At 63.4% G+C, this 25,605-nt stretch carries 23 protein-coding genes; 11 read left to right on the top strand and 12 right to left on the bottom strand.

The window, feature by feature from the left end:
• Positions 1 to 148: 148 nt before the first annotated feature.
• The 5 genes from PM2_RS04040 to PM2_RS04020 all read left to right on the top strand — a co-directional run bounded on the left by PM2_RS04040 (position 149) and on the right by PM2_RS04020 (position 5,616).
• Positions 149 to 1,435, top strand: a complete 1,287-nt coding sequence (locus tag PM2_RS04040; RefSeq protein WP_016714288.1) for a hydroxymethylglutaryl-CoA reductase, degradative — start codon at positions 149 to 151, stop codon at positions 1,433 to 1,435.
• A complete protein-coding gene (locus tag PM2_RS04035) occupies positions 1,432 to 2,352 on the top strand; it encodes a hydroxymethylglutaryl-CoA lyase (RefSeq protein WP_016714289.1) in 921 nt (306 codons plus the stop codon). Before PM2_RS04040 ends, PM2_RS04035 begins: the two co-directional genes overlap by 4 nt.
• Before the next feature lie 102 nt (positions 2,353 to 2,454).
• Entirely contained in the window at positions 2,455 to 2,907 is a 453-nt protein-coding gene (locus PM2_RS04030; protein ID WP_016714290.1) for a hypothetical protein, read from the top strand.
• Entirely contained in the window at positions 2,907 to 4,289 is a 1,383-nt protein-coding gene (locus tag PM2_RS04025) for a tripartite tricarboxylate transporter permease (RefSeq protein ID WP_028698710.1), read from the top strand. The genes PM2_RS04030 and PM2_RS04025 overlap by 1 nt, the downstream gene beginning before the upstream one ends.
• 103 nt (positions 4,290 to 4,392) lie before the next feature.
• Entirely contained in the window at positions 4,393 to 5,616 is a 1,224-nt protein-coding gene (locus PM2_RS04020; protein ID WP_016714292.1) for an OprD family porin, read from the top strand.
• Between the two features lie 47 nt (positions 5,617 to 5,663).
• On the opposite strand, the gene PM2_RS04015 is transcribed toward PM2_RS04020, so the two are convergent.
• The 10 genes from PM2_RS04015 to pedF form a co-directional block, all read right to left on the bottom strand.
• Complete coding sequence (locus tag PM2_RS04015) at positions 5,664 to 6,278, bottom strand: hypothetical protein (RefSeq protein WP_033740182.1); 615 nt, start codon at positions 6,276 to 6,278, stop codon at positions 5,664 to 5,666.
• 527 nt (positions 6,279 to 6,805) lie between these two features.
• On the bottom strand, positions 6,806 to 8,470 hold the full coding sequence (locus tag PM2_RS04010; RefSeq protein WP_028698708.1) for a PAS domain-containing hybrid sensor histidine kinase/response regulator: 1,665 nt from the start codon (positions 8,468 to 8,470) through the stop codon (positions 6,806 to 6,808).
• Positions 8,454 to 9,617 carry an alcohol dehydrogenase-like regulatory protein ErcA gene (gene ercA / locus PM2_RS04005; RefSeq protein WP_014591380.1) on the bottom strand — a complete coding sequence of 388 codons (1,164 nt, stop codon included), beginning with the start codon at positions 9,615 to 9,617 and terminating at the stop codon, positions 8,454 to 8,456. The genes PM2_RS04010 and ercA overlap by 17 nt, the downstream gene beginning before the upstream one ends.
• Before the next feature lie 144 nt (positions 9,618 to 9,761).
• Positions 9,762 to 9,833, bottom strand: coding sequence for a pyrroloquinoline quinone precursor peptide PqqA (gene pqqA / locus PM2_RS29720; RefSeq protein WP_010455123.1), 72 nt, complete (start codon positions 9,831 to 9,833; stop codon positions 9,762 to 9,764).
• 229 nt (positions 9,834 to 10,062) lie between these two features.
• Entirely contained in the window at positions 10,063 to 11,583 is a 1,521-nt protein-coding gene (exaC, locus tag PM2_RS04000; protein WP_016714296.1) for an acetaldehyde dehydrogenase ExaC, read from the bottom strand.
• Between the two features lie 133 nt (positions 11,584 to 11,716).
• Positions 11,717 to 13,504 (bottom strand): PQQ-dependent alcohol dehydrogenase PedH, encoded by a 1,788-nt coding sequence (gene pedH, locus PM2_RS03995; protein ID WP_016714297.1) that lies wholly within the window; start codon positions 13,502 to 13,504, stop codon positions 11,717 to 11,719.
• 207 nt (positions 13,505 to 13,711) lie between these two features.
• Complete coding sequence (locus PM2_RS03990; protein ID WP_016714298.1) at positions 13,712 to 14,653, bottom strand: quinoprotein relay system zinc metallohydrolase 1; 942 nt, start codon at positions 14,651 to 14,653, stop codon at positions 13,712 to 13,714.
• Positions 14,654 to 14,692: 39 nt separating this feature from the next.
• Complete coding sequence (locus PM2_RS03985; RefSeq protein WP_016714299.1) at positions 14,693 to 15,454, bottom strand: quinoprotein dehydrogenase-associated SoxYZ-like carrier; 762 nt, start codon at positions 15,452 to 15,454, stop codon at positions 14,693 to 14,695.
• 9 nt (positions 15,455 to 15,463) lie between these two features.
• Complete coding sequence (locus tag PM2_RS03980) at positions 15,464 to 16,339, bottom strand: substrate-binding periplasmic protein (protein ID WP_016714300.1); 876 nt, start codon at positions 16,337 to 16,339, stop codon at positions 15,464 to 15,466.
• A gap of 5 nt (positions 16,340 to 16,344) precedes the next feature.
• Complete coding sequence (gene pedF, locus PM2_RS03975; RefSeq protein WP_016714301.1) at positions 16,345 to 16,806, bottom strand: cytochrome c-550 PedF; 462 nt, start codon at positions 16,804 to 16,806, stop codon at positions 16,345 to 16,347.
• Between the two features lie 253 nt (positions 16,807 to 17,059).
• Between pedF and exaA the strand changes: the two genes are divergently transcribed.
• A complete protein-coding gene (gene exaA / locus PM2_RS03970) occupies positions 17,060 to 18,955 on the top strand; it encodes a quinoprotein ethanol dehydrogenase (protein WP_016714302.1) in 1,896 nt (631 codons plus the stop codon).
• 66 nt (positions 18,956 to 19,021) lie between these two features.
• Positions 19,022 to 19,681, top strand: a complete 660-nt coding sequence (locus PM2_RS03965) for a pentapeptide repeat-containing protein (protein ID WP_028698707.1) — start codon at positions 19,022 to 19,024, stop codon at positions 19,679 to 19,681.
• Positions 19,682 to 19,775: 94 nt separating this feature from the next.
• Here PM2_RS03965 and PM2_RS03960 read toward each other — a convergent pair whose 3' ends face one another.
• Positions 19,776 to 20,414, bottom strand: a complete 639-nt coding sequence (locus PM2_RS03960; RefSeq protein ID WP_016714304.1) for a response regulator transcription factor — start codon at positions 20,412 to 20,414, stop codon at positions 19,776 to 19,778.
• The gene (locus PM2_RS03955) at positions 20,414 to 21,688 is read right to left on the bottom strand and encodes a HAMP domain-containing sensor histidine kinase (protein ID WP_028698706.1); all 1,275 of its coding nucleotides are present in this window, start codon (positions 21,686 to 21,688) and stop codon (positions 20,414 to 20,416) included. Before PM2_RS03955 ends, PM2_RS03960 begins: the two co-directional genes overlap by 1 nt.
• 161 nt (positions 21,689 to 21,849) lie before the next feature.
• On the opposite strand from PM2_RS03955, the gene PM2_RS03950 reads away from it, so the two are divergent.
• The 4 genes from PM2_RS03950 to PM2_RS03935 are packed head-to-tail and all read left to right on the top strand — an operon-like array spanning position 21,850 to position 25,570.
• Positions 21,850 to 23,028, top strand: a complete 1,179-nt coding sequence (locus tag PM2_RS03950; protein ID WP_016714306.1) for an ABC transporter substrate-binding protein — start codon at positions 21,850 to 21,852, stop codon at positions 23,026 to 23,028.
• Between the two features lie 30 nt (positions 23,029 to 23,058).
• Positions 23,059 to 24,045, top strand: coding sequence for a YVTN family beta-propeller repeat protein (locus tag PM2_RS03945; protein ID WP_016714307.1), 987 nt, complete (start codon positions 23,059 to 23,061; stop codon positions 24,043 to 24,045).
• Entirely contained in the window at positions 24,042 to 24,782 is a 741-nt protein-coding gene (locus tag PM2_RS03940) for an ABC transporter ATP-binding protein (protein WP_016714308.1), read from the top strand. Before PM2_RS03945 ends, PM2_RS03940 begins: the two co-directional genes overlap by 4 nt.
• Positions 24,779 to 25,570 (top strand): ABC transporter permease, encoded by a 792-nt coding sequence (locus PM2_RS03935; RefSeq protein ID WP_016714309.1) that lies wholly within the window; start codon positions 24,779 to 24,781, stop codon positions 25,568 to 25,570. Before PM2_RS03940 ends, PM2_RS03935 begins: the two co-directional genes overlap by 4 nt.
• Positions 25,571 to 25,605: the final 35 nt, after the last annotated feature.

The raw sequence follows: 25,605 nt of genomic DNA, 5'->3' as shown, positions 1-25,605 counted from the left end.
GCTGGCTCCTGTGCTGTCATGGGTACAGTCTGGGTACTGTTGGGCAAAACTGTACCTTCAATCAAGGGCACAGTGGCTGCACATTTAGCACCACGCCGGCGACGCGCTCAAGCCGCCGCCCAACAACAATGACGCCAACGGTACCCTCATGAGCCTCGATTCCCGCCTGCCCGCTTTCCGTAACCTGTCCCCTGCCGCGCGCCTGGACCACATCGGCCAGTTGCTCGGCCTGAGCCACGACGATGTCAGCCTGCTGGCCAACGCCGGTGCCCTGCCGATGGACATCGCCAACGGCATGATCGAAAACGTCATCGGCACCTTCGAGCTGCCCTATGCCGTGGCCAGCAACTTCCAGATCAATGGCCGTGATGTGCTGGTGCCGCTGGTGGTGGAAGAGCCCTCGATCGTCGCCGCTGCTTCGTACATGGCCAAGCTGGCCCGTGCCAACGGCGGCTTCACCACCTCCAGCAGCGCCCCGCTGATGCATGCCCAGGTACAGATCGTCGGCATACAGGACCCGCTCAATGCACGCCTGAGCCTGCTGCGCCGCAAAGACGAAATCATTGAACTGGCCAACCGCAAGGACCAGTTGCTCAACAGCCTCGGCGGCGGCTGCCGCGACATCGAAGTGCACACCTTCGCCGATACCCCGCGTGGCCCGATGCTGGTGGCGCACCTGATCGTCGATGTACGCGATGCCATGGGCGCCAACACCGTCAATACCATGGCCGAGGCCGTTGCGCCGCTGATGGAAGCCATCACCGGGGGCCAGGTACGCCTGCGCATTCTGTCCAACCTGGCCGACCTGCGCCTGGCCAGGGCCCAGGTGCGGATTACTCCGCAGCAACTGGAAACGGCCGAATTCAGTGGCGAGGCAGTGATCGAAGGCATCCTCGACGCCTACGCCTTCGCTGCGGTCGACCCTTACCGCGCGGCCACCCACAACAAGGGCATCATGAATGGCATCGACCCACTGATCGTCGCCACTGGCAACGACTGGCGTGCAGTGGAAGCCGGCGCCCATGCGTATGCCTGCCGCAGTGGTCACTACGGCTCGCTGACCACCTGGGAAAAGGACAACAACGGCCATTTGGTCGGCACCCTGGAAATGCCGATGCCCGTAGGCCTGGTCGGCGGCGCCACCAAAACCCATCCGCTGGCGCAACTGTCGCTGCGCATCCTCGGCGTGAAAACAGCCCAGGCGCTCGCTGAGATTGCCGTGGCCGTAGGCCTGGCGCAAAACCTCGGGGCCATGCGCGCCCTGGCCACCGAAGGCATCCAGCGCGGCCACATGGCCCTGCATGCGCGCAATATTGCCGTGGTGGCGGGCGCCCGAGGCGATGAGGTGGACTGGGTTGCCCGGCAGTTGGTGGAATACCACGACGTGCGCGCCGACCGCGCCGTAGCACTGCTGAAACAAAAGCGCGGCCAATGAGCGTGGTCCCGATGCAAGCGGTAAAGGTCTTTGAAGTCGGCCCCCGTGACGGCCTGCAGAACGAACGCCAGCCGCTGTCGGTGGCCGCCCGTGTGGGCTTGATCGGCGAACTGGCTGGCACCGGCCTGCGGCATATCGAAGCCGGCGCCTTCGTGTCGCCGCGCTGGGTGCCGCAGATGGCCGGCAGCGACGAGGTGTTGCGCCAGTTGCCCAGCAACGACGGGGTCAGTTACACGGCCCTGGTGCCCAACCGGCAAGGCTTCGAGGCCGCGCAACGGGCTGGCTGCCGCGAGGTAGCGGTGTTCGCCGCCGCCTCCGAGGCGTTTTCGCGCAACAACATCAATTGCTCCATCGATGAAAGCTTCGAGCGCTTCACCCCGGTGTTGCGCGCCGCCAACGAAGCCTCTATCCGGGTGCGCGGTTATGTATCCTGCGTGCTCGGTTGCCCGTTCAGTGGGGCCGTTGCGCCGGAGGCTGTGGCCAAGGTCGCACGCCGCCTGTACGAACTGGGCTGCTACGAAATCAGCCTGGGTGACACCATTGGCGCCGGCCGCCCGGATGAAACGGCTCAATTGTTCGAGCTCTGCGCACGGCAACTGCCGGTCGCGGCACTGGCCGGCCACTTCCACGATACCTGGGGCATGGCCATCGCCAATGTGCATGCCGCACTCGCGCAGGGTGTACGCACCTTCGACAGCTCGGTCGCGGGCCTCGGCGGCTGCCCCTACTCGCCGGGTGCCAGCGGTAACGTGGCCACGGAAGATCTGTTGTACCTGCTGCACGGCCTGGGCTACAGCACCGGTGTCGACCTGGAGGCGGTGGCACAGGTTGGTGTGCGCATCAGCGCGCAGCTGGGCACCGCCAACCGCTCCCGTGCCGGCCTTGCCCTGGCAGCAAGGAGCGCCCGCGAACACTGATAGCGCCTCTGGCTCCCGAACAAAAACAACAAGCCCGCAAGGGCAGGAGAATGCCAATGACCTTTGAATGCCGCCTGCACCCCCTCCCCCCGGAGGTGGACCATGGCTGACGACAACCTCTATGAAGTGTGGGGCGACACCGTGGACAGTCGCCACCTGCTCGCCGCCATCGCCATCGGCGCCGCTTGCAGCCTGGGTACCTTTTTCCTGGCCGAGCACCTGTTGACCGGCTGGGTCGAGTCCAGCCAGATGGCTCGGGCCTACGCCATGCTGCTGGGCATTCTCGGCTCGCTGCTGGGTGGCGGGGTCAGCGCCTGCCTGTTCAAGCCCAAGCGCCATGTGGTCGAGCATGTAGCCGACCCGGCCTGGCGCCAGCAAGTAATCGAAGAGCTGCGCAGCGAATACGGCGGCATCGGCCAGCTCGGTGACCTGCCGCAGGAGGTGCGCAACGAGTTGCGTGAGCTGGGCCTGGAGCGCCTGTTCGATGAAGCCGAACCCGCAAGCGCAGCCGTGGCCTGCACAAGCACCGCAACCCTGAAGCGAGGTACCGCCTGATGGACGCCCTGTTCGACCAGGTTCTGATAGCCGTGCTGATGGGCGTGATTGGCGCCGTGGTGTTTGCCGCCATCGGCCTGATCTCCGGCAGCGACGAAACCACCACCCTCGCCCCCCTGACCTTGCTGGTCGTGCTGTTGGGCGTGCCCGCTGCCGGGGTGTTCACCTTCTTCCTCGCCGGTGCGGTGGCCAAGCACATGACCCACGCCGTCCCCACGGCGTTGCTCGGCATCCCCGGCGACACCATGGCCACACCCCTGATGCGCGAAGCCAACTTCCTGCGCAACCTGGGCGTACCGCATATCGCCCTGCGCAAGATGATCTCCGGTGCGGTCATCGCTGCCCTGGTGGCAGTGCCGCTGGCAGTGCTGTTCGCCGTGCTGCTGGCACCTTTTGGTGATGCGATCAAACGGGCAGCGCCCTGGGTGTTCCTCGCCGCCGCCACCACCATTGCCTATTTCTCGGCTGGCCGCTGGGCCTCGGTGCTGGCGCTGCTGCCCTTCGTGCTGGTGATCATCGCCTTGCAGACCCTGACCGGCCAGCACGGCGTCAAGCTCAGCGTCAGCTACTTCTTGGGCATTGCCATCGGCCCACTGATCGCCGCCCTGTTCGCCATGCTCGCCCCGGCAGAGCGGGCGCGGATGAAACGCAGCGAACCGCGCACCTTTGCGCTGTCACCCGACGTCAAGGGCTGGGGCGGCTGGTTCCCCAACCCGCTGAAGGTGCTGGACCGCCGCCAGGCCGGCTGGACCTTGGCCACCGCCACGGTGTCCAGTGCCACCTTCGTGTTCAGCCCGGTGGCCATGACGGTGATTCTCGGTGAAGTGGTAGGTTCACGCATCAAACACGCCTATCACCGCCTGACCTCGGTCATCAGCGTGCGCAACGGTGTTACCGAGTCCACCTACATTGCCGAGGCGCTGATCCCGCTGATCGCCTTTGGCCTGCCGCTCAGCCCGGTAGCTGCCGGGCCGGCCGCTCCGCTGTTCAACGCCCCGCCACGCTTCACCGTCGACAGTGCCAGCGGCCAGGTGAACAACCTGCACAACCTGCTAAGTGCCAGCGAGTTTCTTGCCTACGGCATGCTGGCGGTCGTGATCGCCATCCTGATCGCCTACCCCTTCTCGATGAACTTCGCCCACCGTGCTGCTTCGTTCGTGTCCCGGCGCATCAGCCACGAGGCGGTGATCGCCACCTTCGTCGGCCTGATCCTGGTAATCGGCCTGTGGGAAGGCGGCCTGCTGGGCCTGCTGGTCATCCTCACGGTAGGCCTGCTGGGCGGTTTCCTGTACCGCTTCATCGGCTTCAACATCGGCGTGCAATTCATGGGCTACTACACCGCCGTGCTCAGCGTGCCGGCCATCGTCGCCCTGTTCGCTTGAACTGACCCTCCTCACTCTGCCACGCAACCCCTGCGGTTGCGTGGCTTCACTCGCCTGCAAGAAAGGAACAACAACAATGAATATCCTTTGCCCCCCTTGCCGCATGACGGCGGCTTGCGCTTGCCTGTTGCTTGGCGCCGCCAGCGCCCAGGCCGAAGGCTTCAGCGACGACGCCAAGGTCGGCCTGACCTTGCGCAACTTCTACATCAACCGCAATTTCGTCGACCCGGCCTATCCGCAAGGCAAGGCCGAAGAATGGACGCAGAGCTTTATCCTCGACGCCCGTTCGGGCTTTACCCAGGGCGTGGTCGGCTTCGGTGTGGATGTACTGGGGCTGTACTCGGTCAAGCTCGACGGCGGGCGCGGCACTGCCGGCACCCAGTTGCTGCCGGTGCACGATGACGGCCACCCGGCGGATGACTTCGGCCGCCTGGGCGTGGCGCTCAAGGCGCGTGTTTCGGCCACCGAGTTGAAGGTTGGCGAGTGGTCGCCGATGCTGCCGGTGCTGCGCTCGGACGACGGCCGCTCGCTGCCGCAGACCTTCCAGGGCGCCCAGCTCACCTCACGCGAGATCGACAACCTCACCCTTTACGGCGCACGTTTTCGCGGCAACAGCCCACGCAACGACGCCAGCATGGAAGACCTGTTCATGTCTGGTCGGCCTGCCGCCACGGCGGACCGCCTGGACATCCTCGGCGCCGAGTACCTGTTCAACGACAAGGCCACCCAGCTCGCCATCTGGCAGTCGGACCTGCAAGACATCTACCGCCAGCAGTACTACAACCTGATCCACAGCCAGGCCGTGGGCAACTGGACCCTGGGTGCCAACCTCGGGTACTTCGTGGGCAACGACAGTGGCCGCTCACTGGCAGGCGAAATGGATAACCGCACCACGTCGCTGCTGCTCTCGGCCCGTACCGGCGGCCATACTTTCTACGTGGGGCTGCAACGGGTCAGCGGCGATACCGGCTGGATGCGGGTCAACGGCACTGCCGGCACCAGCCTGGCCAACGACAGCTACAACTCCAGCTATGACAACGCCCATGAGCGCTCCTGGCAGTTGCGCTACGACCATAACTTCGCGGTCGACGGGCTGCCAGGATTGCAGTTCATGACGCGTTACATCAGCGGTGACAACGTGCAAGTCGGTAGTGTGCGCGATGGAAAGGAGTGGGGTCGGGAGACCGAGCTGGCCTACACCGTCCAGAGCGGCAGTTTGCGAGACCTGACAGTCAGATGGCGAAGCTCTACCTTGCGCCGGGACTTCAGCAGCAATGAGTTCGATGAACACCGGGTAATCGTGAGTTATCCGCTATCGATCTTGTAGCAAAACGCCGCGAACCGGGCTTGCGGTTCGCGGCGTTGCTCAGACGATCAGCAAGGTATACCCGCCAGCGGCCACACAGGCGCTTGCGTCTCTTTGGCCTGGCTGCGTTTTCGCGCCCACTGGGTGAGGGCGGCCATCAAGGCAAAGCCCAGCAGGATCATGACCGGGTAGGCCAACAGCAACTCGGTCAGCGAATATTTCCACGCCAGCGGCCGACCGACACCCAACATCGCCGCATACAACCAGGAGACGCCCGACAGTGCGCCGGAAAACAACGCGAACATGCGCACGCCGATATTCAGGTCGAGCAAAGAACCTGCCTTGAGCAAGGCCGGCAATACATAGCGATGCAACAACATGCCATTGAACGTCAACAACAGGACAATAATAATCTTGGCATGAAGTTTGGGATTGGCAAAATAGCTCATGCCCTTCTCAAGATAATCAATACCAATAACAGCAGCGCCTGTGAGCCACAAGAATATCAAGGCATTGGCCACAGACGTTTGCAAACGCGCCATATGTTGACCGTCATGCCCGGCCTGTTTATGACCTTTGAGCAAGTCCCTGACCATCTCGGCATCACTGGCAAACACCAGCCCGATGGCGATACAGCAGGCCAGCAAGTGAACATAAATAACCGACAACCGCACCAGCTCCATGGATTCTTTCTGCCCGAACAGGCTAATAATTGTATTAATCTCCACGACGTCTTCTCCACGTAATGCATTAGCGCTAGATGGCCTTGCTACAGGCGTGCGAACAGCGTGGCCGCAACGGCAAGACCCAATTCATATCGTTAATTGAAACAGCGGATTGATACTTAGATACACAGCAGCTCAACCGTTAAGCCTCGGTCGGGCATAGGCGTTACTCCATGATCAGAGGTAATAAAAATCCCCATGTGCATCCCGTGATGCGCATGAGGTTGGTGTATGACTTCCTGAGAGGGGCGCGAGGTGCAGTTCATGAGAAATACACCTGCTGGCAAATAGGAGCCGTCAACAGCAAAAACGTTCACTGCCTGAACACAACTACCGACCAGCGGTATTTAAAGTCACGTTAGTTAGTAGACTAACATTCTACAATGTTGACCGAAGAGGAAGTTTTTACTCACAACTGGATCCAAACTTCATGGCGAGCCCTGATTGCTCTAGTTCGCTGCGCGTCGTTAACGGGCGATGATGAATTACGCCAACAACTGGCTCAAAACCGCCCGCAGCTTCCCGGGCTTGACCGGTTTGTTCAGCAGCGGTGCACCCAATTTCTGCAAGCCCCGACGGCACTGGTCGCTGCGGTCTGCGGTAATGATCACCGCCGGTATCGCAACCGCAAAATGCTCACGCAAGTGCTTGACCACCTCGCAGCCCACCACACCATGGTCGAGGTGGTAATCGGCCAGGATCAATTCCGGAGCCCGCCCCTTCAACGCCAGCAAAGCTGCCTCCTGATCGGTTGCAGTGACCACTTCACAGCCCCACTGCCCCAGCAACGCGCCCATGCTCTCGAGGATGCTCACTTCGTTGTCCAGCACCAGCAAGCGACGGCCCGGCAGCGGGTTTCCGGCACTTGGCAGCGGCACAGCCTGGTGAACGGCCAGTGGCACTTCTTTGCCAATCGGTACCTCGATACTGAACATCGAGCCGCGCCCCGGCCATGAACGCACCTCGATCCGGTAACCCAGAATCTTGGCAATCCGTTCAACGATAGCCAGCCCCAGCCCCACCCCTTTGCGATCCGCAGCGCGGCCGACGTCCAATTGGTTGAATTCGAGGAAAATGGCATCCAGCCGATCCGCCGCAATGCCCCGGCCGGTGTCCCACACCTCAAGCCGCAGATGCTCGCCACGGCGCCTGGCCCCAAGCAGAATCCGGCCTTCGTCGGTGTAGCGGCAGGCGTTGCTGAGGAAGTTGCGCAAAATGCGCGTCAGCAACCGCAGGTCGGTGCTAATGGCATGGTCAGCGATGCGCGCGTGCAGCTTCAGGCCTGCCGCGTCAGCCACTGTGCAGAACTCCGAGACCAGCGGCGCGAAAACTTCGTCGAGACGGTACACGGCCACGTCGGGTTTGACCGCTGCCTGGTCGAGCCGGGAAATATCCAGCAGGTCGGTCAGCAGGTCTTCGGCACCTTCCAGGGCCTGGTGCGTACGCTCCACCAGCACATGCTCCGCCTCTGGCAATGGCCGCTCGCGCAAGGTGGAGATCAGCAGGCGGGCGGCGTTCAGCGGTTGCAGCAAGTCATGGCTGGCGGCGGCGAGGTATTTGTCCTTGCTGCGATTGGCGGCTTGCGCGGCATCCCGGGCCTCCAGCAATTCATCGGTACGCGCAGCAACCCGTTGCTCCAGTTCGTCGTTGAGCTGTTGCAAACGCTGCTGGGCCTGCTTGCGTTCGGTGATGTCGGCGACAAAACCTTCCACCAGCCCTTCCTGCCCGGGCTTTAGCAGCAGGTTCATCAGCACATCCAGATGGCTGCCATCCTTGCGGCGCAGACGGGTTTCGTAGCCGTGCAGGCTGCGGTCACGGGCGAGGATCGCGGTAATCGCCTGCAGTTCTTCGGCGCCGCCGTCAAACAGGTGAGTGGCCAGGTCAGTCAGGGAAAACAGCACCGCTTGCGGATCGTCGTAGCCAAGCATGCGCGCCAACGCCGGGTTGGCGGCACGCATGCCGTCTTGCAGGCTGGCCTGGAAAATGCCGTGCACGGCGTTTTCGAACAGCCATTTATAGCGGTTGCGTTCGGCCTCCAGTTCGTCCAGGCGGGCAGAAAGCTCCGGATAGTGGCTTTTGCGCGCGGAGTGGTCGCCGAGACCCAGCAACCCGGCCAACGCCCGCTGCTGCTCGTCAGAGGGCCTCGCCATAGACCACCTCGACATCACGCTGGCTCGACGCACGGGGGTTGGTGAGAATGCACGGATCATCCATCGCATGCTGCGACAGGAACGGAATATCGGACGTGCGCACGCCGTGCAGGCCCAGGGTTTCATGGAAGCCGATGGCGTGCTTCAGGGCGATCAGGTGTTCCACCAGGCGCCCGCAAATCTGCCGGTGGTTGAGGCCACGGCAATCAATGCCGAACACCTCGGCAATCACCTTGAAGCGCTCCGGCGCCGAGCTGTAGTTGAACGCCACCACGTGCTCCACCAGCACCGCGTTGCACAAGCCATGGGGCAGGTCCAGAAACCCGCCAAGGCTGTGCGACATCGCGTGCACTGCACCCAGGATCGCGTTGGAGAACGCAAGCCCCGCCTGCATGCTGCCCAGCATGATCTTCTCGCGCAGGGCGATATCGGTGGGGTTGGCGATCATCTCCACCAGGTTGCCATTGATCAGGCGCATGGCTTCCAGCGCGTGGGGGTCGGTCAGCGGGCCATGGCCGGTGGACACGAAGGCCTCGATGGCATGCACCAGCGCATCGATACCGGTACAGGCCGACAGGAACGGGTCCATGCTCAGGGTGGTTTGCGGGTCGATCAGCGACACATCCGGCACCACCGCCTTGCTGACGATGGAGAACTTCATGCGTTCCTGCTGGTTGGAAATGATCACGAACTGCGACACGTCCGCCGAGGTGCCGGCGGTGGTGGGGATCAGGATCAGCGGCGGGCTTGGCACGCGGATCATGTCCACGCCTTCGAATTCGAGGATGCTGCGCCCATGGGCAACCACGATGCCGATGGCCTTGCCGCAATCCATCGGGCTGCCGCCACCCACGGCGACGATCACGTCGCAGTGGTTTTGCCGGTAGATCTCGGCGCCGAGCATCACCTCTTCCACCCGTGGGTTGGGCGATACAGCCGTGTACAGGCAGTAGTCGATGCCCTGCGCCTGCAGGCTGGCTTCCACATCCGCCACCCAGCCGGCGGCAATCACGCCGGGGTCGCTGACCACCAGCACCTTGCGGGCGCCGAAGGTTTTGGCGTAATTGGCAACGTTATGCCGGCAACCGGCACCGAAGATGATTTCAGGCGATACAAACTTGCGAAGCGGGCTGAAACTCTGGCTCATCGTGAAGCCTGTTCTTATTGTTCTGGAAGGTAACTGCCAGCGTAAAGCATCCCGCAGCGAAAGCAACCAGACCAAAGCGTGGCACTGGCTCCACCACAGGTAATCAGGGGGAACCGGCCACCGTGGCGATGGCCGGGCGGCACATCAGCGATTGGCGAAATACATCGTCACTTCAAAGCCGATGCGCAGGTCGGTAAAGGCGGGTTTATTCCACATGGGCAATCCTCTTCTTATGCCGGGGGATTCCGGTAGAGGCATTAATGCACGGGGACGGACTGAGCCGAATGCTACTTTGGAAGGAAGTTGCAGGGTGCGTTGGTAGGAGGGAGAAGATACCTGTGCCGGCCTATTCGCGGGTAAACCCGCTCCCCCAGGTACCGCACAAGTCTTGAAAATTGTGCAATCCCTGTGGGAGCGGGTTTACCCGTGAAGAACGCGATGCGGTTTAGAAGAAGCCCAACGGATTGATGTCGTAGCTCACCAGCAAGTTCTTGGTCTGCTGATAGTGGTCAAGCATCATCTTGTGGGTCTCACGCCCCACCCCCGACTTCTTGTACCCGCCAAACGCCGCATGCGCCGGGTACAGGTGATAGCAGTTGGTCCACACGCGGCCAGCCTTGATCCCACGGCCCATGCGATAAGCACGGTTGATATCGCGGGTCCACAGGCCGGCACCCAGGCCAAACTCAGTGTCGTTGGCAATCGCCAGCGCTTCGGCTTCGTCCTTGAAGGTGGTCACGCCCACCACCGGCCCGAAGATTTCCTCCTGGAACACGCGCATCGCATTGGTGCCCCTGAGCAGGGTCGGCTGGATGTAGTAACCCGTGGCCAGGTCGCCTTGCAGCCGCTCGGCAGCACCACCGGTGAGCAACTGGGCACCCTCTTCCCGGGCGATATCCAGATAAGAGAGGATCTTGTCGTATTGCTGTTCCGAGGCCTGGGCGCCCACCATGGTCTCGGTGTCCAGCGGGTTGCCCCGGGTGATCTTGGCAATTTTCTTCATCACCTCGGCCATGAACGGCTCGTAGATCGACTCCTGGATCAGCGCCCGCGACGGGCAGGTGCACACTTCGCCCTGGTTGAAGAACGCCAGTACCAGGCCTTCGGCGGCCTTTTCGATGAACGCGGGCTCCGCCTGCATGATGTCTTCGAAGAAGATGTTCGGCGACTTGCCGCCCAGTTCGACAGTAGACGGGATGATGTTCTCGGCGGCGCATTTCATGATGTGCGAGCCCACCGGGGTAGAGCCGGTGAAGGCAATCTTGGCAATGCGCTTGCTGGTGGCCAACGCCTCGCCAGCCTCACGGCCAAAGCCCTGGACGATGTTCAGCACGCCGGCGGGCAGCAGGTCGGCAATCAGCTCGGCAAAAATGGTGATCGAAAGCGGCGTCTGTTCAGCCGGCTTCAGCACTACACAGTTGCCGGCAGCCAGGGCCGGGGCGAGCTTCCAGGCCGCCATCAGCAGCGGGAAGTTCCACGGGATGATCTGCCCGACCACACCCAGCGGCTCGTGAAAGTGATAGGCCACGGTGCCTTCGTTGATCTCGGCTGCGCCGCCTTCCTGGGCACGAATGCAGCCGGCGAAATAGCGGAAGTGGTCGGCCGCCAGCGGCACGTCGGCATTGAGCGTTTCGCGCACGGCCTTGCCGTTGTCCCAGCTTTCGGTAACGGCCAGCACCTCCAGGTTCTGCTCGATACGGTCGGCAATCTTCAGCAGCACCAGAGCGCGGTCCTGCACCGAGGTCTTGCCCCAGGCTTCGGCGGCGGCATGCGCAGCGTCCAGCGCCCGATCGATGTCCTGGGCGGTGGAACGCGGGAATTCGGCGATCGGCTGGCCATTGACCGGCGAGCTGTTGGTGAAGTACTGGCCAGCCAATGGCGGCACGAACGCGCCATTGATGAAGTTGCCATAGCGTGGCTTGAAGGACACGACGGCGCCTGGAGTTCCGGGTTGTGCGTAGATCATGCTGAGCCTCTGTGGGTCGATGCCTGTCCAGCGACAGGCGATGCAGCGATGGTAAAAAGCCCCGCGTGCCAGGCGAATGCATCGTTGGCAGCGGGGCTCTCCTCATTTGGTAGTAGGCGGCAGGGCCGCAGCGTTACGGCTTGGCGCTGGCGGTTTGCTGCAACTGCTTGGGCAGCTTGAAGGTCCAGAGCATGCCGCCCTGGTTGAAGTCCTTGACCCGCTTGGCCACTTCGCCGCCCCACAGCGGTACGGCGCCGCCCCACCCGGAAACCACTGACACATATTGCTCGCCGTCCATTTCCCAGGTCACGGGCGAGCCGAGCACGCCGGAGCCGGTCTGGAATTCCCAGACCTTGTCACCGGTCTTGGCGTTGAAGGCCTGCAGGAAGCCTTCTGGCGTACCGGTAAACACCAGGTTGCCCTTGGTGGTCAGCACCCCGCCCCACAGCGGCGCGTAGTTCTTGTGGCGCCACACCTCCTTGCCGCTGATCGGGTCGATGGCACGCAGCACGCCGATGTAGTCTTCATTGAGCGGCTTGATGGTGAAGCCAGCACCGAGGAACGCCGCGCCCTTCTTGTAGGCAATGCCTTCGTTCCAGATGTCCATGCCCCACTCGTTGGACGGCACGTAGAACAACCCGGTGTCCTTGTTGTAGGCCATCGGCATCCAGTTCTTGGCACCGAGGAAGGCCGGCGCGACGAACACCGAGCTGCCCTTGGCCTCGCTACCCGGTGCGCCTGGGCGGCTGGCTTCGTTGTAGATAGGACGCCCGTCCTTGTCCAGGCCGGTGGCCCAGGTGATCTTGTCGACGAAGGGGAAGCCACGGATGAATTTGCCGTTGGTGCGGTCCAGCACGTAGAAGAAGCCGTTGCGGTCGGCGGTGGCGGCGGCCTTGATCTCTTTGCCGCCGTCCTTGTAGTTGAACGAGATCAGCTCGTTGACGCCGTCGAAGTCCCAGCCGTCATGCGGCGTGCTCTGGAAGTGCCACTTGATGGTGCCGTCGTCCGGGTTCAGCGCCAGGCGCGACGAGGAATACAGGTTGTCGCCAGGGCGTAGGTGCGAGTTCCATGGCGCCGGGTTGCCGGTGCCGAACAGGATGAGGTTGGTTTCCGGGTCGTAGTAACCGCCCAGCCAGGGCGCAGCGCCGCCGGTCTTCCACAGGTCGCCTGGCCAGGTCTTGCCCGCCTCGCCGCCGGAGATACCGTTTTCGATGGCCTTGCCGTCTTTGTACACGTAGCCCATGTGCCCTTCCACGGTAGGGCGCATCCACAGCAGCTCGCCGTTCTCCGGGTTGTAGGCCTGGATCTTGCCCACAACGCCAAACTCGCCACCGGCCACGCCAGTGATCAACTTGCCGTTGACGATCATGGGCGCGGCACTGATGGAATAGCCTTCCTTGTGGTCGGCCACCTTCTTGCTCCACACCACCTTGCCGGTGTCCTTGTTCAAGGCCACCAGCTTGGCGTCCAGCGTGCCGAAGAACACCAGGTCGCCGTACAGTGCCACGCCCCGGTTGATCACGTCGCAGCACGGGCGAATGTCATCCGGCAGGCGCGCATCGTATTGCCACAGTTTCTTGCCAGTGCGGGCGTCCACGGCGAACACCCGCGAGTAGGAGCCGGTCAGGTACATCACCCCGTCCTTGATCAGCGGCTGGGCCTGCTGGCCGCGCTGCTTCTCACCACCAAAGGAAAACGCCCAGACTGGCCGCAGTTCCTTGACGTTGTTGGCGTTCAGCAGGTCCAGCGGGCTGTAGCGCTGGCCCTGCACGCCTAGGCCATTGGTCACGATCTGCTGCGGGTTCTTCGGGTCCTGAAGGATTTCTTCGTTGCTGACAGCGGCGTGGGCCACGCCAGCAAGCAGCATGGCGCTGAACACCAGGCTCACGGCGAACAAGGGGCGACGCGGGGATCGGGTCATGACGGCTACCTTTGGTTTTTTTGTTGTATCCGGGAAAATTTCCCGGTGTGCCGGGAATTCTTGGTCCCGACCCGGTTGCCAACAATTGCCCGCAGTGCGGAGATTTCTAGTTCCTTGGTATAGGCTTGGGATTTGTGTGGACGCGCGCATCGAGCGCCGCGCGGGCGGCGCTCGATCTCACACGCGCAAAAAATGTCGTGGCAAGCCCTAAAAATCCCCGCTGTCCCGATCGACGCGCCGCAGCTGTTGACGCTCATAACGCGGATACAGGTGGCTGACGCTACGAATCAACTCGTACCGCGTCAGGCTGATACCGGCAAACCGCTCGGGTATCGGGCTGCGAATCATCTCGGCCATGTCATCGCCACGCGCCGCGCCGTCACGCATCAACCCATCCAGCCAGCCCAGGTAGTCGCGCATCTGCACAAAGGGCCGGGCATCGCTGGCAACCGGACCATGCCCGGCTACCAGCTGCTTCCAGGGCAGCGCTTGCAGGGTGTCCAGGTCCTTCAGCCACACCTCCAGCCCCGGGCTGTTGGGCGTGGTCAGGGCACGTTCGTAGAACACCAGGTCGCCGGCGAATAGCACGCCGGTCTTTTCATCCAGAATCGCCAGGTCGGCACCGGTATGCCCGCCCAGGGCCAGCAAACGCAACCGGTGCCCGCCGACCTCGTGGATACCCGCCTCCAGTACACGGGTTGGCAGCACGACTTCGGTGCCGCGCATCCAGTCGCCGACCAGGCGGTACATGTTCTCGGCCATGGCATCGCCCTGCTGGCGCAACAAATCACCGGTACCCGCCAAGGCCCCGATAGGCACATCGGTGAAGGCCTGGTTGCCCAGCACATGATCGGGGTGATGATGGGTCAGCAGCACCTCCAGCACCGGCTTGTCGGTGGTGGCGGCGATGGCCTGACGCAGCGCTTCGCCGTAGCGTTTCGAGGGGCCGCTGTCGATCACCACCACACCGCTGTCGGTGACGATGAACGCGGTATTGACGATATTGCCGCCGTTGCTCCTGGCGAAATTGTCGGTGCTGCCTTCCAGCAGCCAGGTATCTGCGGCTATTTGCCGAGGTGAAAGCCGATAGTCAAGGTCAGCCCAGGTCGGCAGGCCCAGGCACAGCAGCAACAAGGGTATCCAACGCATACAGGCGCCTCTGTTCACAGGTGAAGTCGGGCAACAGGGTCAGGGCACCGCCGCCTCGAACTGGTTGCCACTGTTGTCCTGCAGCACCAGCCGGGTCGGCCCGGGGCCCTGGATGTCGAACCCGAGGTTGGGGTTTTCGCTAACGGCCGGGTACAGCTCGAGGTGGGCCAGGCGCTGGCCGTTCGCATCTTGCAACTCAGCCTGGTTGAGGAAGAATTCGGGAATGCCGCTAACCAGGCCATTGTCCATCGGGTGAGCCACCTGCAGGCGCAAGCGGCTGCTGTCGCCACGCGGGTAGCGCCCGCCCAGCACTTCGCCGAGGTGCTCCTCCCAGCCAGGTTGCGTGCGCACCACACTGGGTGCGGTGCAGCCACCACCCGCCGCATCGATCAGGGTCGAGCCGACATGCCACAGGCCGTCGCGCGTCTGCACCGCAGCGCGCAGTGGTGTGGCCTGTTCGATGCGGATGCGGATCGACAACCAGGGCAGCACGCGCTCGCCGGGCTGGAAATCGACAATACGCGGCAAGGGGTTCAGCTCCGCCCAGGCGATGATACGTACCACATCGCCAGAAAACGCCCGGGCATCGATCTCCAGCGGCACCTGGCGCGCGTCCTCGGCAAACGGCGGCGCCAGCAGCTTGACCCGGTCGTCGAAGACGAATGCGGCCTGGCCCAGTAGCTGCTTGTGGTAGAAGTCCCACATTACCGAGGGTACCGGGTCTGTCTGGGTACCTTGCGTGGCCGCCAGGGCTGCACAAGGCATCCAACAGGCCAGCAAAAAAGTCGCTCGCCAGTTCATGGCCTGCTCCTATTGATACATCTCCGGGACCTCGTAACGCAGGCCGTAAGCGGCATATATGGCCTTGAGCCGGCCATCACGGATCATCGCTTCGAGGCCTTCTTCCACGGCATAGGCCAACTGGCGGTTGCTTTCATGCACCGCCATGCCAATCTCCCAGGCCTGCTTGCCCAGGTTGGGGTAGGCGTTTTCCGCCAGGGCCAGTTGCGCGTCGGCAGCCTGGTGCAGTTGCCAGTCAACCTCGCCGCGCATGGCCATCACCGCGTCCACCTGCCCGGCCTGCATCGCGGCGAACGCCTGTTGCACACCGGGGTAATGATGGGTTTTGGCACTGAGCATGCCGTTGAATACCGACGTCAGGTAGAACGACGGCACGCTGTCCACTTCGACCCCGATGGGGTGCTGCTGGAACACTGCCACACTGGCCACCGAGGCCAGTCGACGGCGGTCGTACGCGACTTGCCAGCGCTCTGCCTGATACGGGCCGAACATCACCACCTGGCCGTTTTCCAGCTCGCCCACCTCGTTGCGTTTCTGCGCATAGTCGTGGTCATAAGGCACCCGCATCATCAGGTCGGCCAACTGCTGGTGGCGCAGCGGGCTGCCGCGCCAGATATAGTCGCGCAGGTCATCGTCGAGCTTTTCCCCGGGCGGCGCCCAGATAAGATGCAGGCGCACCCCCATGGCCGTGGCCAGAGCCTGCGCCAGCTCCACATCGACACCGCGGGGCTTGCCGTGGTCCTCGAAACTGTAGGGGGCAAAATCCTTGTACACCGCCACCTTCAACTCGCCGGCAGCGATGATCGCGTCATAGTTGCGCACCTGCGCCTGGGCCGCTGCGCAACACAGCAGTAGGCCACTCAACAGCACCGCCCACAGACGCATAGCCGTCACTCCTCGACGTGCACACTGTCCAGATAGGTACGTACCGCCCACAAGGCTTCCTGGCTCAGGTAGTCGGCCATTTTCGGCATATACACGCGGCCGTCGCGAACCGCGCCATGGCGTACCCGCTCGACGAACCACTCATCGCCCGCCTCACCCGCATCGAGCATGCGCAGGTCGGGCGCAATCCCCCCGGATTTGGCTTCAAGGCCATGGCAGGCGGCGCAGTTCTGGTTGTAGGCAGAGGCACCGATTTCCACGGCCTTGTCGTGCTCCGGCGAAGTACGGTACGGGTTGACCGCCGCCCAGCCGTCGCCATCCAGGCTTACGCCAGCGTCCTTGATCGGGGTCAGGCCCTTGGTCTCTACCGCCTGGGGCACCACGTTGCCATGAGCCCAGGCCGTACCGCTCAGCACAGCCGCAGCCAGCAGCCCCGTAGCCAGCAACACATTGCGTTTTGTTGTCATTGTTATGCCCTCACCATTGCACGCAAAGCCTCAACCACAGAGGCCGTGCCGCCATCTTAAAAACAGCCCGCAGGCGGCCGAATGCTGCTTTGGTGGCCGGGCCTTACTCCCTTGGTAGTAGGGCTTGTGGTGAAGGGCTAATTGAGGTGCCGCTCGGGAACTATTCCCGGCAAGGGCGGGATATTTTCCGTATCCGGCCACGGCTGCCTCGCCGCACCCTGTGCAGGCCAAAACTCCACAGGGAACTGCAACCATGACAATAAGATCGCTACCCGCCCTTTCCCCTCTGGCCCTCAGCGTACGGGCTCTGCTGCTGGCCGGTAGCCTGGCCCTGAGCAACGCGGCCCTCGCGGCCACCGCCCCGGCAGCGCCTGCCGGCAAGAACGTGACCTGGGAAGACATCGCCAACGACCACCTGACCACCAAGGACGTGCTGCAATACGGCATGGGCACCAACGCCCAACGCTGGAGCCCGTTGGCCCAGGTCAACGACAAGAACGTATTCAAGCTCACCCCGGCCTGGTCCTATTCCTTCGGTGACGAGAAGCAGCGCGGCCAGGAATCCCAGGCCATCGTCAGTGACGGCGTGGTCTACGTCACCGGCTCTTACTCGCGGGTATTCGCCCTGGATGCCAAGACCGGCAAACGCCTGTGGACCTACAACCACCGCCTGCCCGACAACATTCGCCCGTGCTGCGACGTGGTCAACCGCGGGGCGGCGATCTACGGCGACAAGATCTACTTCGGCACCCTGGACGCGCGGGTCATCGCCCTGGACAAGCACACCGGCAAGGTGGTGTGGAACAAGAAGTTCGGCGACCACAGCGCCGGCTACACCATGACCGGCGCCCCGGTGCTGATCAAGGACAAGACCAGCGGCAAGGTGCTGCTGATCCATGGCAGCTCCGGCGATGAGTTCGGCGTGGTTGGCCAGCTGTTCGCCCGCGACCCGGAAACGGGTGAAGAAGTGTGGATGCGGCCCTTCGTCGAAGGCCATATAGGCCGCCTGAACGGCAAGGACAGTACCCCGACCGGCGATGTCAAGGCGCCGTCCTGGCCAGATGACCCAACCACCGAAACCGGCAAGGTCGAAGCCTGGAGCCACGGCGGCGGCGCCCCTTGGCAAAGTGCAAGCTTCGATGCCGAGACCAACACCATCATCGTCGGCGCTGGTAACCCCGGCCCCTGGAACACTTGGGCACGCACCTCCAAGGATGGCAACCCCCACGACTACGACAGCCTCTATACCTCGGGCCAGGTCGGCGTCGACCCGAGCACCGGCGAGGTGAAGTGGTTCTACCAGCACACGCCGAACGATGCCTGGGACTTCTCTGGCAACAACGAGCTGGTGCTGTTCGACTACAAGGACAAGGACGGCAAGGTGGTCAAGGCCACCGCCCACGCCGACCGCAACGGCTTCTTCTACGTGGTCGACCGCAACAACGGCAAGCTGCAGAATGCCTTCCCGTTCGTGGACAACATCACCTGGGCCAGCCACATCGACCTGAAAACCGGTCGCCCGGTAGAAAACCCTGGCCAGCGCCCGGCCAAGCCGCTGCCGGGTGAAACCAAGGGAAAACCGGTGGAAGTGTCACCGCCGTTCCTCGGTGGCAAGAACTGGAACCCCATGGCCTACAGCCAGGACACCGGCCTGTTCTACATCCCCGGCAACCAGTGGAAGGAGGAGTACTGGACTGAGGAAGTGAACTACAAGAAAGGCTCGGCGTACCTGGGCATGGGCTTCCGCATCAAGCGCATGTACGACGACCATGTCGGCACCCTGCGGGCGATGGACCCGACCACCGGCAAGCTGGTGTGGGAACACAAGGAGCACCTGCCGCTATGGGCCGGCGTACTGGCCACCAAGGGCAACCTGGTGTTCACCGGCACCGGTGACGGCTTCTTCAAGGCCTTTGACGCCAAGACGGGCAAAGAGCTGTGGAAGTTCCAGACCGGCAGCGGCATCGTTTCGCCGCCCATCACCTGGGAGCAGGACGGCGAACAGTACATCGGCGTGACCGTGGGCTACGGCGGCGCCGTGCCGTTGTGGGGCGGAGATATGGCTGAGCTGACCAAGCCGGTGGCCCAGGGTGGTTCGTTCTGGGTGTTCAAGATCCCGAGCTGGGACAACAAGACCGCGCAGCGTTGATCGCCAGCGGGGAGCGGGCCAACCCCCTCCCCGCTTTTGCTCATCTTCCGCCAGGAGCCTTTCACCATGAACTACCTGCCATTTGCCTTGCTGTTGGTACTGTCACCCGCCATGGCGGTTAGTGCCGACGACGATGGCAACGATGCCCCCCTGACCGTCAACGGTTGCGTGATTGCCGAAGCCAGCCAGTGCCCGGGGGCCAACCTTCGCGGCGCCAACCTGGCCAACCAGGACCTGCGCAAGATGAACCTGGCCGGCGCCGACTTGCGTGAGGCCGACCTGCGCCATGCCCGGCTGGACCTGGCCAATCTGGAAAAGGCCCGCCTGCAAGGCGCCAACCTGACCCGCGCCAGCCTGCAGCAAAGCAACCTGCGCCTGGCTGACCTGAGCAATAGCAAGTTGGTCGCCATCCAGGGCTGGGGCATGTTCGCCCAAGGCGCGCAGTTCAAGAAAGCCGACCTCGGCGCGGCCTACTTGCAGTTCGCCCGACTGTCAGGGGCAAAGATGCATCAGGCCAACCTGCAGGCCGCAGACCTGGAAATGGCCTGGCTGAGCAAGACGGACCTGCAACAGGCCAACCTGGGGGACGCTAATCTGCAAGAAGCCAAATTTGGCCAGAGCAACCTGGAACGCGCCGATTTGCGCGGGGCGCGGCAGCATTACGGGAATTTTCAGGAGGCCAACATGGAGGGGTGCAAGGGGTGCCCTGAGACCTGGGATAAATGAGCGAAGGGTTCGCCGTGGCATCTTCAGCGCCTGTGAGATCCAGCGCCGCGCGGGCGGCGCTCGATCTCACAGGCGCCGCATCCCGCACGTCGAATCACCCCGCCACCCGCACCACCCCCAGGTCAATCCCCAGATGCACCAGCTCGGCATGCGAGCTGACCTGCAACTTGCTCTTGAGCAAGGTCAAATGATTGGACACGGTCTTGGCGCTGATACACAACTGCTCGGCAATCACCCGCGCCGGAGTGCCTTTGGCCAACATCGTGAAAATCTCCAACTCACGCTGGGTCATGCGCTGCAAACGCGGGTCATTGGCGTTTTGTGGTGAAGTGCAAGCCAACTGGGTAGCCAAAGGCTGCTCGATGTAGGCATGCCCGGCCAACACCCGCTGCACCGCCTCGATCAACACCTCGGGCGCCGAGTTTTTGGTCAGGTAACCCAAGGCCCCGGCTTCAAGCGCCTGGCGCACCAGCGGCAGCTCATCATGCATGCTGAAAAACAGCACCCGCAACTGGGGCAGGCGCTGGCGCAGGCGGCGGGTGGTTTCAAGGCCGCTAATGCCAGGCAGGCCAAAATCCATGATCACCAGATTAGGCACTTGCTCCTGAACCCGGGCCAAGGCCTCTTCGCCACTGGCAGCCTCTCGTACTTCCATCGTGGGCAACACCGCCCGCAGCAGGCTGGCATAGCCCTGGCGGACCACGGCATGGTCATCGACCAATACAATATTCATCACACCTCCAAGGGAATGTTCAGAGCCAGTGCCCAGCCAACCCCGGGGCGGCTGAAAATGCGCAGTTCGCCCCCCAGGCTACGGGCGCGTTCGGCCATCGAATGCAAGCCTACGCCGGGCCGTTGCGGCTGACGGGCTCCGCAGCCATTGTCGCGAATCAGCAGGCGCAGACCCTTGGTACTGCGTTGCAGGCGTACCCGTACCTGGCTGGCACCGGCATGCCGGGCGACATTGGTCAGCGCCTCTTGCAGCAACCGGTACAGGTGCGTGCGGCTCGCCCCGGGCAGCGTTGGCAGGTGTTCGCCAACCCGCAGGCGGCAATCGATGCCCTGGCTGGCCTGCCACTGGTTGACCAGCAGGTCGAAGGCTTCGGCCAGCGGCATGTGCTGCAACGCCACCGGATACAGGTCGCGCACCAACGCACGAAACCCCTGTTGCAGGCGCTCGCAATTGAGTGCCAGGGCTTGCGCCGTCTGCTCCACCACGGTCGGCTGGTCGGCCACCATGCGCAACAGGCACACCTGGGCACGGATACCTGCCAGGTATTGGCCAAGGTCGTCGTGCAGCGTCTGCGCCAGGTGGGTGCGTTCCTGCTCCTGCACCGCCAGCAGGGCCTGCGTCAGTTGCGTATTGTCGGCCTGAGTCTGCTCCAGGGTGGCGGCCATGCGGTTGAAGTGTTCCGCCAGCTGACGGGCCTCCGGCAGGCCGGCCTCGCGCAGGCGGGCCGTCAACTGCCCGCCCGAGACCTGACGCAAGGCTTGCAGCAGCTCATCCAGCAAACCCATGCCCCGCCGTACCGCCCAGCGGATGGTCAACAGGCTCAATAGCAACGCCAGGCCGAACAAGCCGAGCAGTTGCTGCAAGGCATCCCAGACTTCGTCGATCTCATCCCGCGCATCTACAGCGATCAGCACCCGGGCCCCGCCATTCAGGTCCAGCAGCCTGCTGCTACTGTGCCGCTCACCCAACAGCTGGCGGCCCAGCCAGGCATCCAGGCCGCTCTGCGGCGGTAGCTGCGGTGCTTCCCCCGCCGCCAGCCAGTGTACCCGCACATGGCGCAGGCTTTGGGTCAGCCGTGGTTGCAGGCTTGCCGGGTCACGTTCGGCGGTGTCGCCGAGGTAAGCCACCACGGCTTCGGCAGACTGCAACTCACGCTCGACATCAGCCACCGCCTGGTGCAACAGCACGCCGGCACAGGCCAGCGTCACCAGTGCGAAGCAGCACTTGACCCAGAGGTTGATCCGCCACAGGGCCGACAGGTTGACAGGGCGCACAGGCGATTCTCCTTGGGCGTTGTAGCCCATCGTGTTTCCCATCGTAAAGCCGCAGCACCTACGCCGAATTACTACCTTGGTACCGGCCGGGCGCTACTTTCTGCATATTTCCCCCTCCCGGTGGGCTTCCTATGCTGGCGCCATCTGCCGTGGAGTAAGTTATGCGCCAGCCTGCCCCTCTTGCCCTGACCTGCCTGCTGGCCCTGGCCGCAGCGCTGTGCGCACCGCTGGTACCCGCCGAAGAACCCTTGCAGGTACGCATCGGCTACCTGAGCTATCGCCCCGACCCAGGCCCTTTGTTGTCCAACATCATCCCCGAGCCTGCCGATGCCGGGCTGCAAGGCGCGGAGCTGGCGATTGTCGACAGCAACAGCACGGGGCGCTTCCTGAAGCAGCAATTCCAGCTGGCCAAGGCCACGGCAGACAGCCCCGAAGCCTTGCTGCAGGCGGCCAAGGCCCAGCACGACCAAGGCCTGCGGCTGTTCGTGGTGAATGCCCCGGCCGCCAGCCTGCGCGCCTTGTCTGCCGCCCTGCCCGACAGCCTGCTGTTCAACGCCGGCAGCCCCGACGACAGCTTGCGCAGCAGCCAGTGCCTGGGCAATGTGCTGCACAGCCTGCCGAGCCGGGCCATGCTGGCCGACGCCCTGGTGCAGTTCATGGTATTGCGCAAATGGCAGCGGGCACTGTTGGTGGTCGGCCAGACCGAAGACGACCAGGCGTACGCCGCCGCCCTGCGCAGGGCGATGAAGCGCTTTGGTATGCAGCTGGTTGCAGAAAAAGCCTGGACCTTCGACAACGACCAGCGCCGCAGCGCCCAGGCCGACATGCCGCTGTTCACGCAAACCGCCGAATACGACGTGGTGCTTGTGGCGGACGAACGCGGCGACTTCGGCGAGTACCTGCCCTACCAGACCTGGTACCCGCGCCCGGTGGCAGGCACCCAGGGGCTGACCCCCACCGGCTGGCACAAGACCGTGGAAACCTTCGGCGCCGCGCAGCTGCAAAAACGCTTCGAAGCCCAGGCCGGGCGCTGGATGAACGACCGCGATTTCGCCGCCTGGATGGCCGTGCGCAGCGTCGCCAGTGCAGTCAGCAAACTGCGCCAGACCGAAGCACGTGCGTTGCAGCAACTGCTGCTCAGCGAACAGTGGCCGCTGGACGGGTTCAAGGGCCGCAAGCTCAGCTACCGCCCGTGGAACGGCGAACTGCGCCAGCCAATACCGCTGGTACAGCCGCGCGCCCTGGTCAGCACCTCACCGCAGGAAGGTTTCCTGCACCCCTTCAACGAAATGGACAGCCTGGGCTACGACAGGCCCGAAGTGACCTGCAGCTACCCCTGACCCGATCACCACAACAATAAGGAATTCGCCATGCGCCGCCTCTTTCACAGGGCCCTGCTTTGCCCCAGCCTGCTATCGGCCGCCTTGGCACTGGCCAGCGGGCACACCATGGCTGCCACTGCCTGGGTCTCCAACGAGAAAGACAACAGCCTCAGCCTGATCGACATGCAAACGCTTGAAGTCACCGACACCTTGCCGGTCGGCCAGCGCCCGCGCGGCCTGCTGCTGTCCCACGACAACAAACTGCTGTACATCTGCGCCAGCGATTCGGACCGGGTGCAGGTGATGGACGTGGCCACCCGCACGATCATCAAGGAGCTGCCCTCCGGCAAGGACCCCGAGCAGTTCGCCTTGCACCCCAACGACCGCTGGCTGTACGTGTCCAACGAGGACGACGCGCTGGTGACAGTGATCGACACCGTCACCGACAAGGTGCTGGGGCAGATCGACGTTGGCATCGAACCCGAAGGCATGGCGGTCAGCCCTGACGGCAAATGGGCAGTCAACACCAGCGAAACCACCAACATGCTGCACTGGATCGACACCAGCACCCAGACCCTGGCCGACAGCACCCTGGTCGATCAGCGGCCACGCTTCGTCGAGTTCAACAAGGACGGCTCGCGGCTGTGGGCATCGGCGGAAATCGGCGGCACGGTGACCATTCTCGACGTGGCCACGCGCCAGGTACTCAAAACCCTTAACTTCCAGATCAAGGGCGTACACCCGGACAAGGTCCAGCCGGTGGGCATCAAGCTCAGCGCCGATGGCAAGTACGCCTTCGTCGCCCTGGGCCCGGCCAACCATGTGGCGGTGATCGATGCCAACACCTACGAGGTGCTCGACTACCTGCTGGTCGGGCGGCGTGTCTGGCAGCTGGCGTTCACCCCGGACCAGAGCCAGTTGCTGGCCACCAACGGCGTCAGCGGCGATGTTTCGGTCATCGATGCGAAAAACCTCAAAGTGCTCAAGTCGGTGAAGGTCGGGCGCTACCCCTGGGGTGTGGTGGTCACACCATGAACGCCCTCGACGTCAGCGACGTAAGCTTTGCCTACGGCCAGCGCGCGGCACTCAAACAGGTCGGGTTCAGCCTGGCGCCAGGGCGATTCGCCGCATTGCTGGGCCCCAACGGGGCCGGCAAATCGACACTTATCGCCCTGCTTACACGCCTGTACGACCTGCAGCACGGCGACATCCGCGTAGGCGGCTGCTCGCTGCGCAACGCCGCACGCCCGGCTTTGCGCCAGATGGGCGTGGTGTTTCAGCAAAGCACCCTCGACCTGGACCTGACCGTTGAACAGAACCTGCGCTACCACGCGGCGCTGCATGGCCTGTCGCGGCGCCAGGGCAGCCAACGGGTCGACGCCGAACTGGCCCGTCAAGGCCTGGGCGAACGTCGGCATGAGCGTGTTCGTGCGCTGAATATCGGCCATCGGCGCCGGGTGGAGATTGCACGCGCCCTGCTGCACGAACCACGCCTGCTACTGCTTGACGAAGCCAGTGTCGGCCTCGACCCGGCCAGCCGCCTGGCCCTCAACCAGCACGTGCGGCGGCTGTGCCGCGAGCAGCAGCTCAGCGTGCTGTGGACCACCCACCTGCTGGACGAGGTCCAGCCCAGCGATGACCTGCTGATTCTGCATCAAGGCCGCCTGGTAGCACGCGGTACCGCCGACGCCCTGAGCCTGGAGCACGGTGGCGACCTCGACAATGCCTTTGCCCGGCTGACCAGCGCGCCCTCAGGAGCCAATGCCCAATGAACGCTTACTGGCAATGTTTCAACGGCATCATGCTGCGCGAATGGCTACGCTTCGTGATGCAGCGCACGCGCCTGCTCAGTGCGCTGGTGCGTCCGCTGCTGTGGTTGCTGGTGTTCGCCGCCGGGTTTCGTGCGGCCCTGGGCATTGCCATCATCGAGCCCTACGACACCTACATTCCCTATGAGGTGTACATCATCCCGGGCCTGGCCTGCATGATCTTGCTGTTCAATGGCATGCAGGGCTCGCTGTCGATGGTGTATGACCGGGAGATGGGCAGCATGCGCGTGCTGCTGACCAGCCCGTTGCCACGGCCGTTCCTGCTGGGCAGCAAGCTGTTGGCGACCGCGTTGATTTCCCTGCTGCAGGTGTATGCCTTCCTCGCCATCGCCTGGCTGTACGGCGTACAGCCGCCAGCGGCGGGCCTGCTGCTGGCGCTGCCGGCAATGCTGCTGGTAGCGTTGATGCTCAGTGCCCTGGGGCTGCTGCTGTCGAACGCGATCCGCCAGCTGGAGAACTTTGCCGGGGTGATGAACTTCGTGATTTTCCCGCTGTTTTTCCTGTCGTCGGCCTTGTACCCGCTGTGGAAAATGCGCGAGGCCAGCCAGTGGCTGTACTGGCTGTGTGCGGTGAACCCGTTCACCCATGCCGTGGAGCTGGTGCGGTTCGCCCTGTATGAGCGGTTGAACCTGCTGGCACTGGCTGTATGCCTTGGCTTGACCGTGCTGTTCACCCTGCTGGCGATACTCACTTTCAACCCTCAGCATGCCGCGCTGCGCAAGCCGCGCTGAAGCCTCCTGCCTGGGGCTGCTTTATGGCCCCATCT

Source organism: Pseudomonas monteilii NBRC 103158 = DSM 14164 (assembly GCF_000730605.1).
GTDB lineage: Bacteria > Pseudomonadota > Gammaproteobacteria > Pseudomonadales > Pseudomonadaceae > Aquipseudomonas > Aquipseudomonas monteilii.
The sequence above is the reverse complement of the archived record's forward strand: the minus strand, read 5'-3'. Positions and strand labels throughout refer to the sequence as shown.

What these genes read in the sequence shown, in the direction of transcription:
- exaC (WP_016714296.1), bottom strand. Translation starts at nt 11,583, where the DNA reads ATGATCTACGCACAACCCGGAACTCCAGGCGCCGTCGTGTCCTTCAAG.
- PM2_RS04035 (WP_016714289.1), top strand. Translation starts at nt 1,432, where the DNA reads ATGAGCGTGGTCCCGATGCAAGCGGTAAAGGTCTTTGAAGTCGGCCCC.
- PM2_RS04010 (WP_028698708.1), bottom strand. Translation starts at nt 8,470, where the DNA reads ATGGCGAGGCCCTCTGACGAGCAGCAGCGGGCGTTGGCCGGGTTGCTG.
- PM2_RS04025 (WP_028698710.1), top strand. Translation starts at nt 2,907, where the DNA reads ATGGACGCCCTGTTCGACCAGGTTCTGATAGCCGTGCTGATGGGCGTG.
- PM2_RS03945 (WP_016714307.1), top strand. Translation starts at nt 23,059, where the DNA reads ATGCGCCGCCTCTTTCACAGGGCCCTGCTTTGCCCCAGCCTGCTATCG.
- exaA (WP_016714302.1), top strand. Translation starts at nt 17,060, where the DNA reads ATGACAATAAGATCGCTACCCGCCCTTTCCCCTCTGGCCCTCAGCGTA.
- PM2_RS03935 (WP_016714309.1), top strand. Translation starts at nt 24,779, where the DNA reads ATGAACGCTTACTGGCAATGTTTCAACGGCATCATGCTGCGCGAATGG.
- PM2_RS04020 (WP_016714292.1), top strand. Translation starts at nt 4,393, where the DNA reads ATGACGGCGGCTTGCGCTTGCCTGTTGCTTGGCGCCGCCAGCGCCCAG.
- PM2_RS03960 (WP_016714304.1), bottom strand. Translation starts at nt 20,414, where the DNA reads ATGAATATTGTATTGGTCGATGACCATGCCGTGGTCCGCCAGGGCTAT.
- PM2_RS03965 (WP_028698707.1), top strand. Translation starts at nt 19,022, where the DNA reads ATGAACTACCTGCCATTTGCCTTGCTGTTGGTACTGTCACCCGCCATG.
- PM2_RS03940 (WP_016714308.1), top strand. Translation starts at nt 24,042, where the DNA reads ATGAACGCCCTCGACGTCAGCGACGTAAGCTTTGCCTACGGCCAGCGC.
- ercA (WP_014591380.1), bottom strand. Translation starts at nt 9,617, where the DNA reads ATGAGCCAGAGTTTCAGCCCGCTTCGCAAGTTTGTATCGCCTGAAATC.
- PM2_RS03990 (WP_016714298.1), bottom strand. Translation starts at nt 14,653, where the DNA reads ATGCGTTGGATACCCTTGTTGCTGCTGTGCCTGGGCCTGCCGACCTGG.
- PM2_RS04040 (WP_016714288.1), top strand. Translation starts at nt 149, where the DNA reads ATGAGCCTCGATTCCCGCCTGCCCGCTTTCCGTAACCTGTCCCCTGCC.
- PM2_RS04015 (WP_033740182.1), bottom strand. Translation starts at nt 6,278, where the DNA reads ATGGAGCTGGTGCGGTTGTCGGTTATTTATGTTCACTTGCTGGCCTGC.
- PM2_RS03950 (WP_016714306.1), top strand. Translation starts at nt 21,850, where the DNA reads ATGCGCCAGCCTGCCCCTCTTGCCCTGACCTGCCTGCTGGCCCTGGCC.
- pedF (WP_016714301.1), bottom strand. Translation starts at nt 16,806, where the DNA reads ATGACAACAAAACGCAATGTGTTGCTGGCTACGGGGCTGCTGGCTGCG.
- PM2_RS03980 (WP_016714300.1), bottom strand. Translation starts at nt 16,339, where the DNA reads ATGCGTCTGTGGGCGGTGCTGTTGAGTGGCCTACTGCTGTGTTGCGCA.
- pedH (WP_016714297.1), bottom strand. Translation starts at nt 13,504, where the DNA reads ATGACCCGATCCCCGCGTCGCCCCTTGTTCGCCGTGAGCCTGGTGTTC.
- PM2_RS04030 (WP_016714290.1), top strand. Translation starts at nt 2,455, where the DNA reads ATGGCTGACGACAACCTCTATGAAGTGTGGGGCGACACCGTGGACAGT.
- PM2_RS03985 (WP_016714299.1), bottom strand. Translation starts at nt 15,454, where the DNA reads ATGAACTGGCGAGCGACTTTTTTGCTGGCCTGTTGGATGCCTTGTGCA.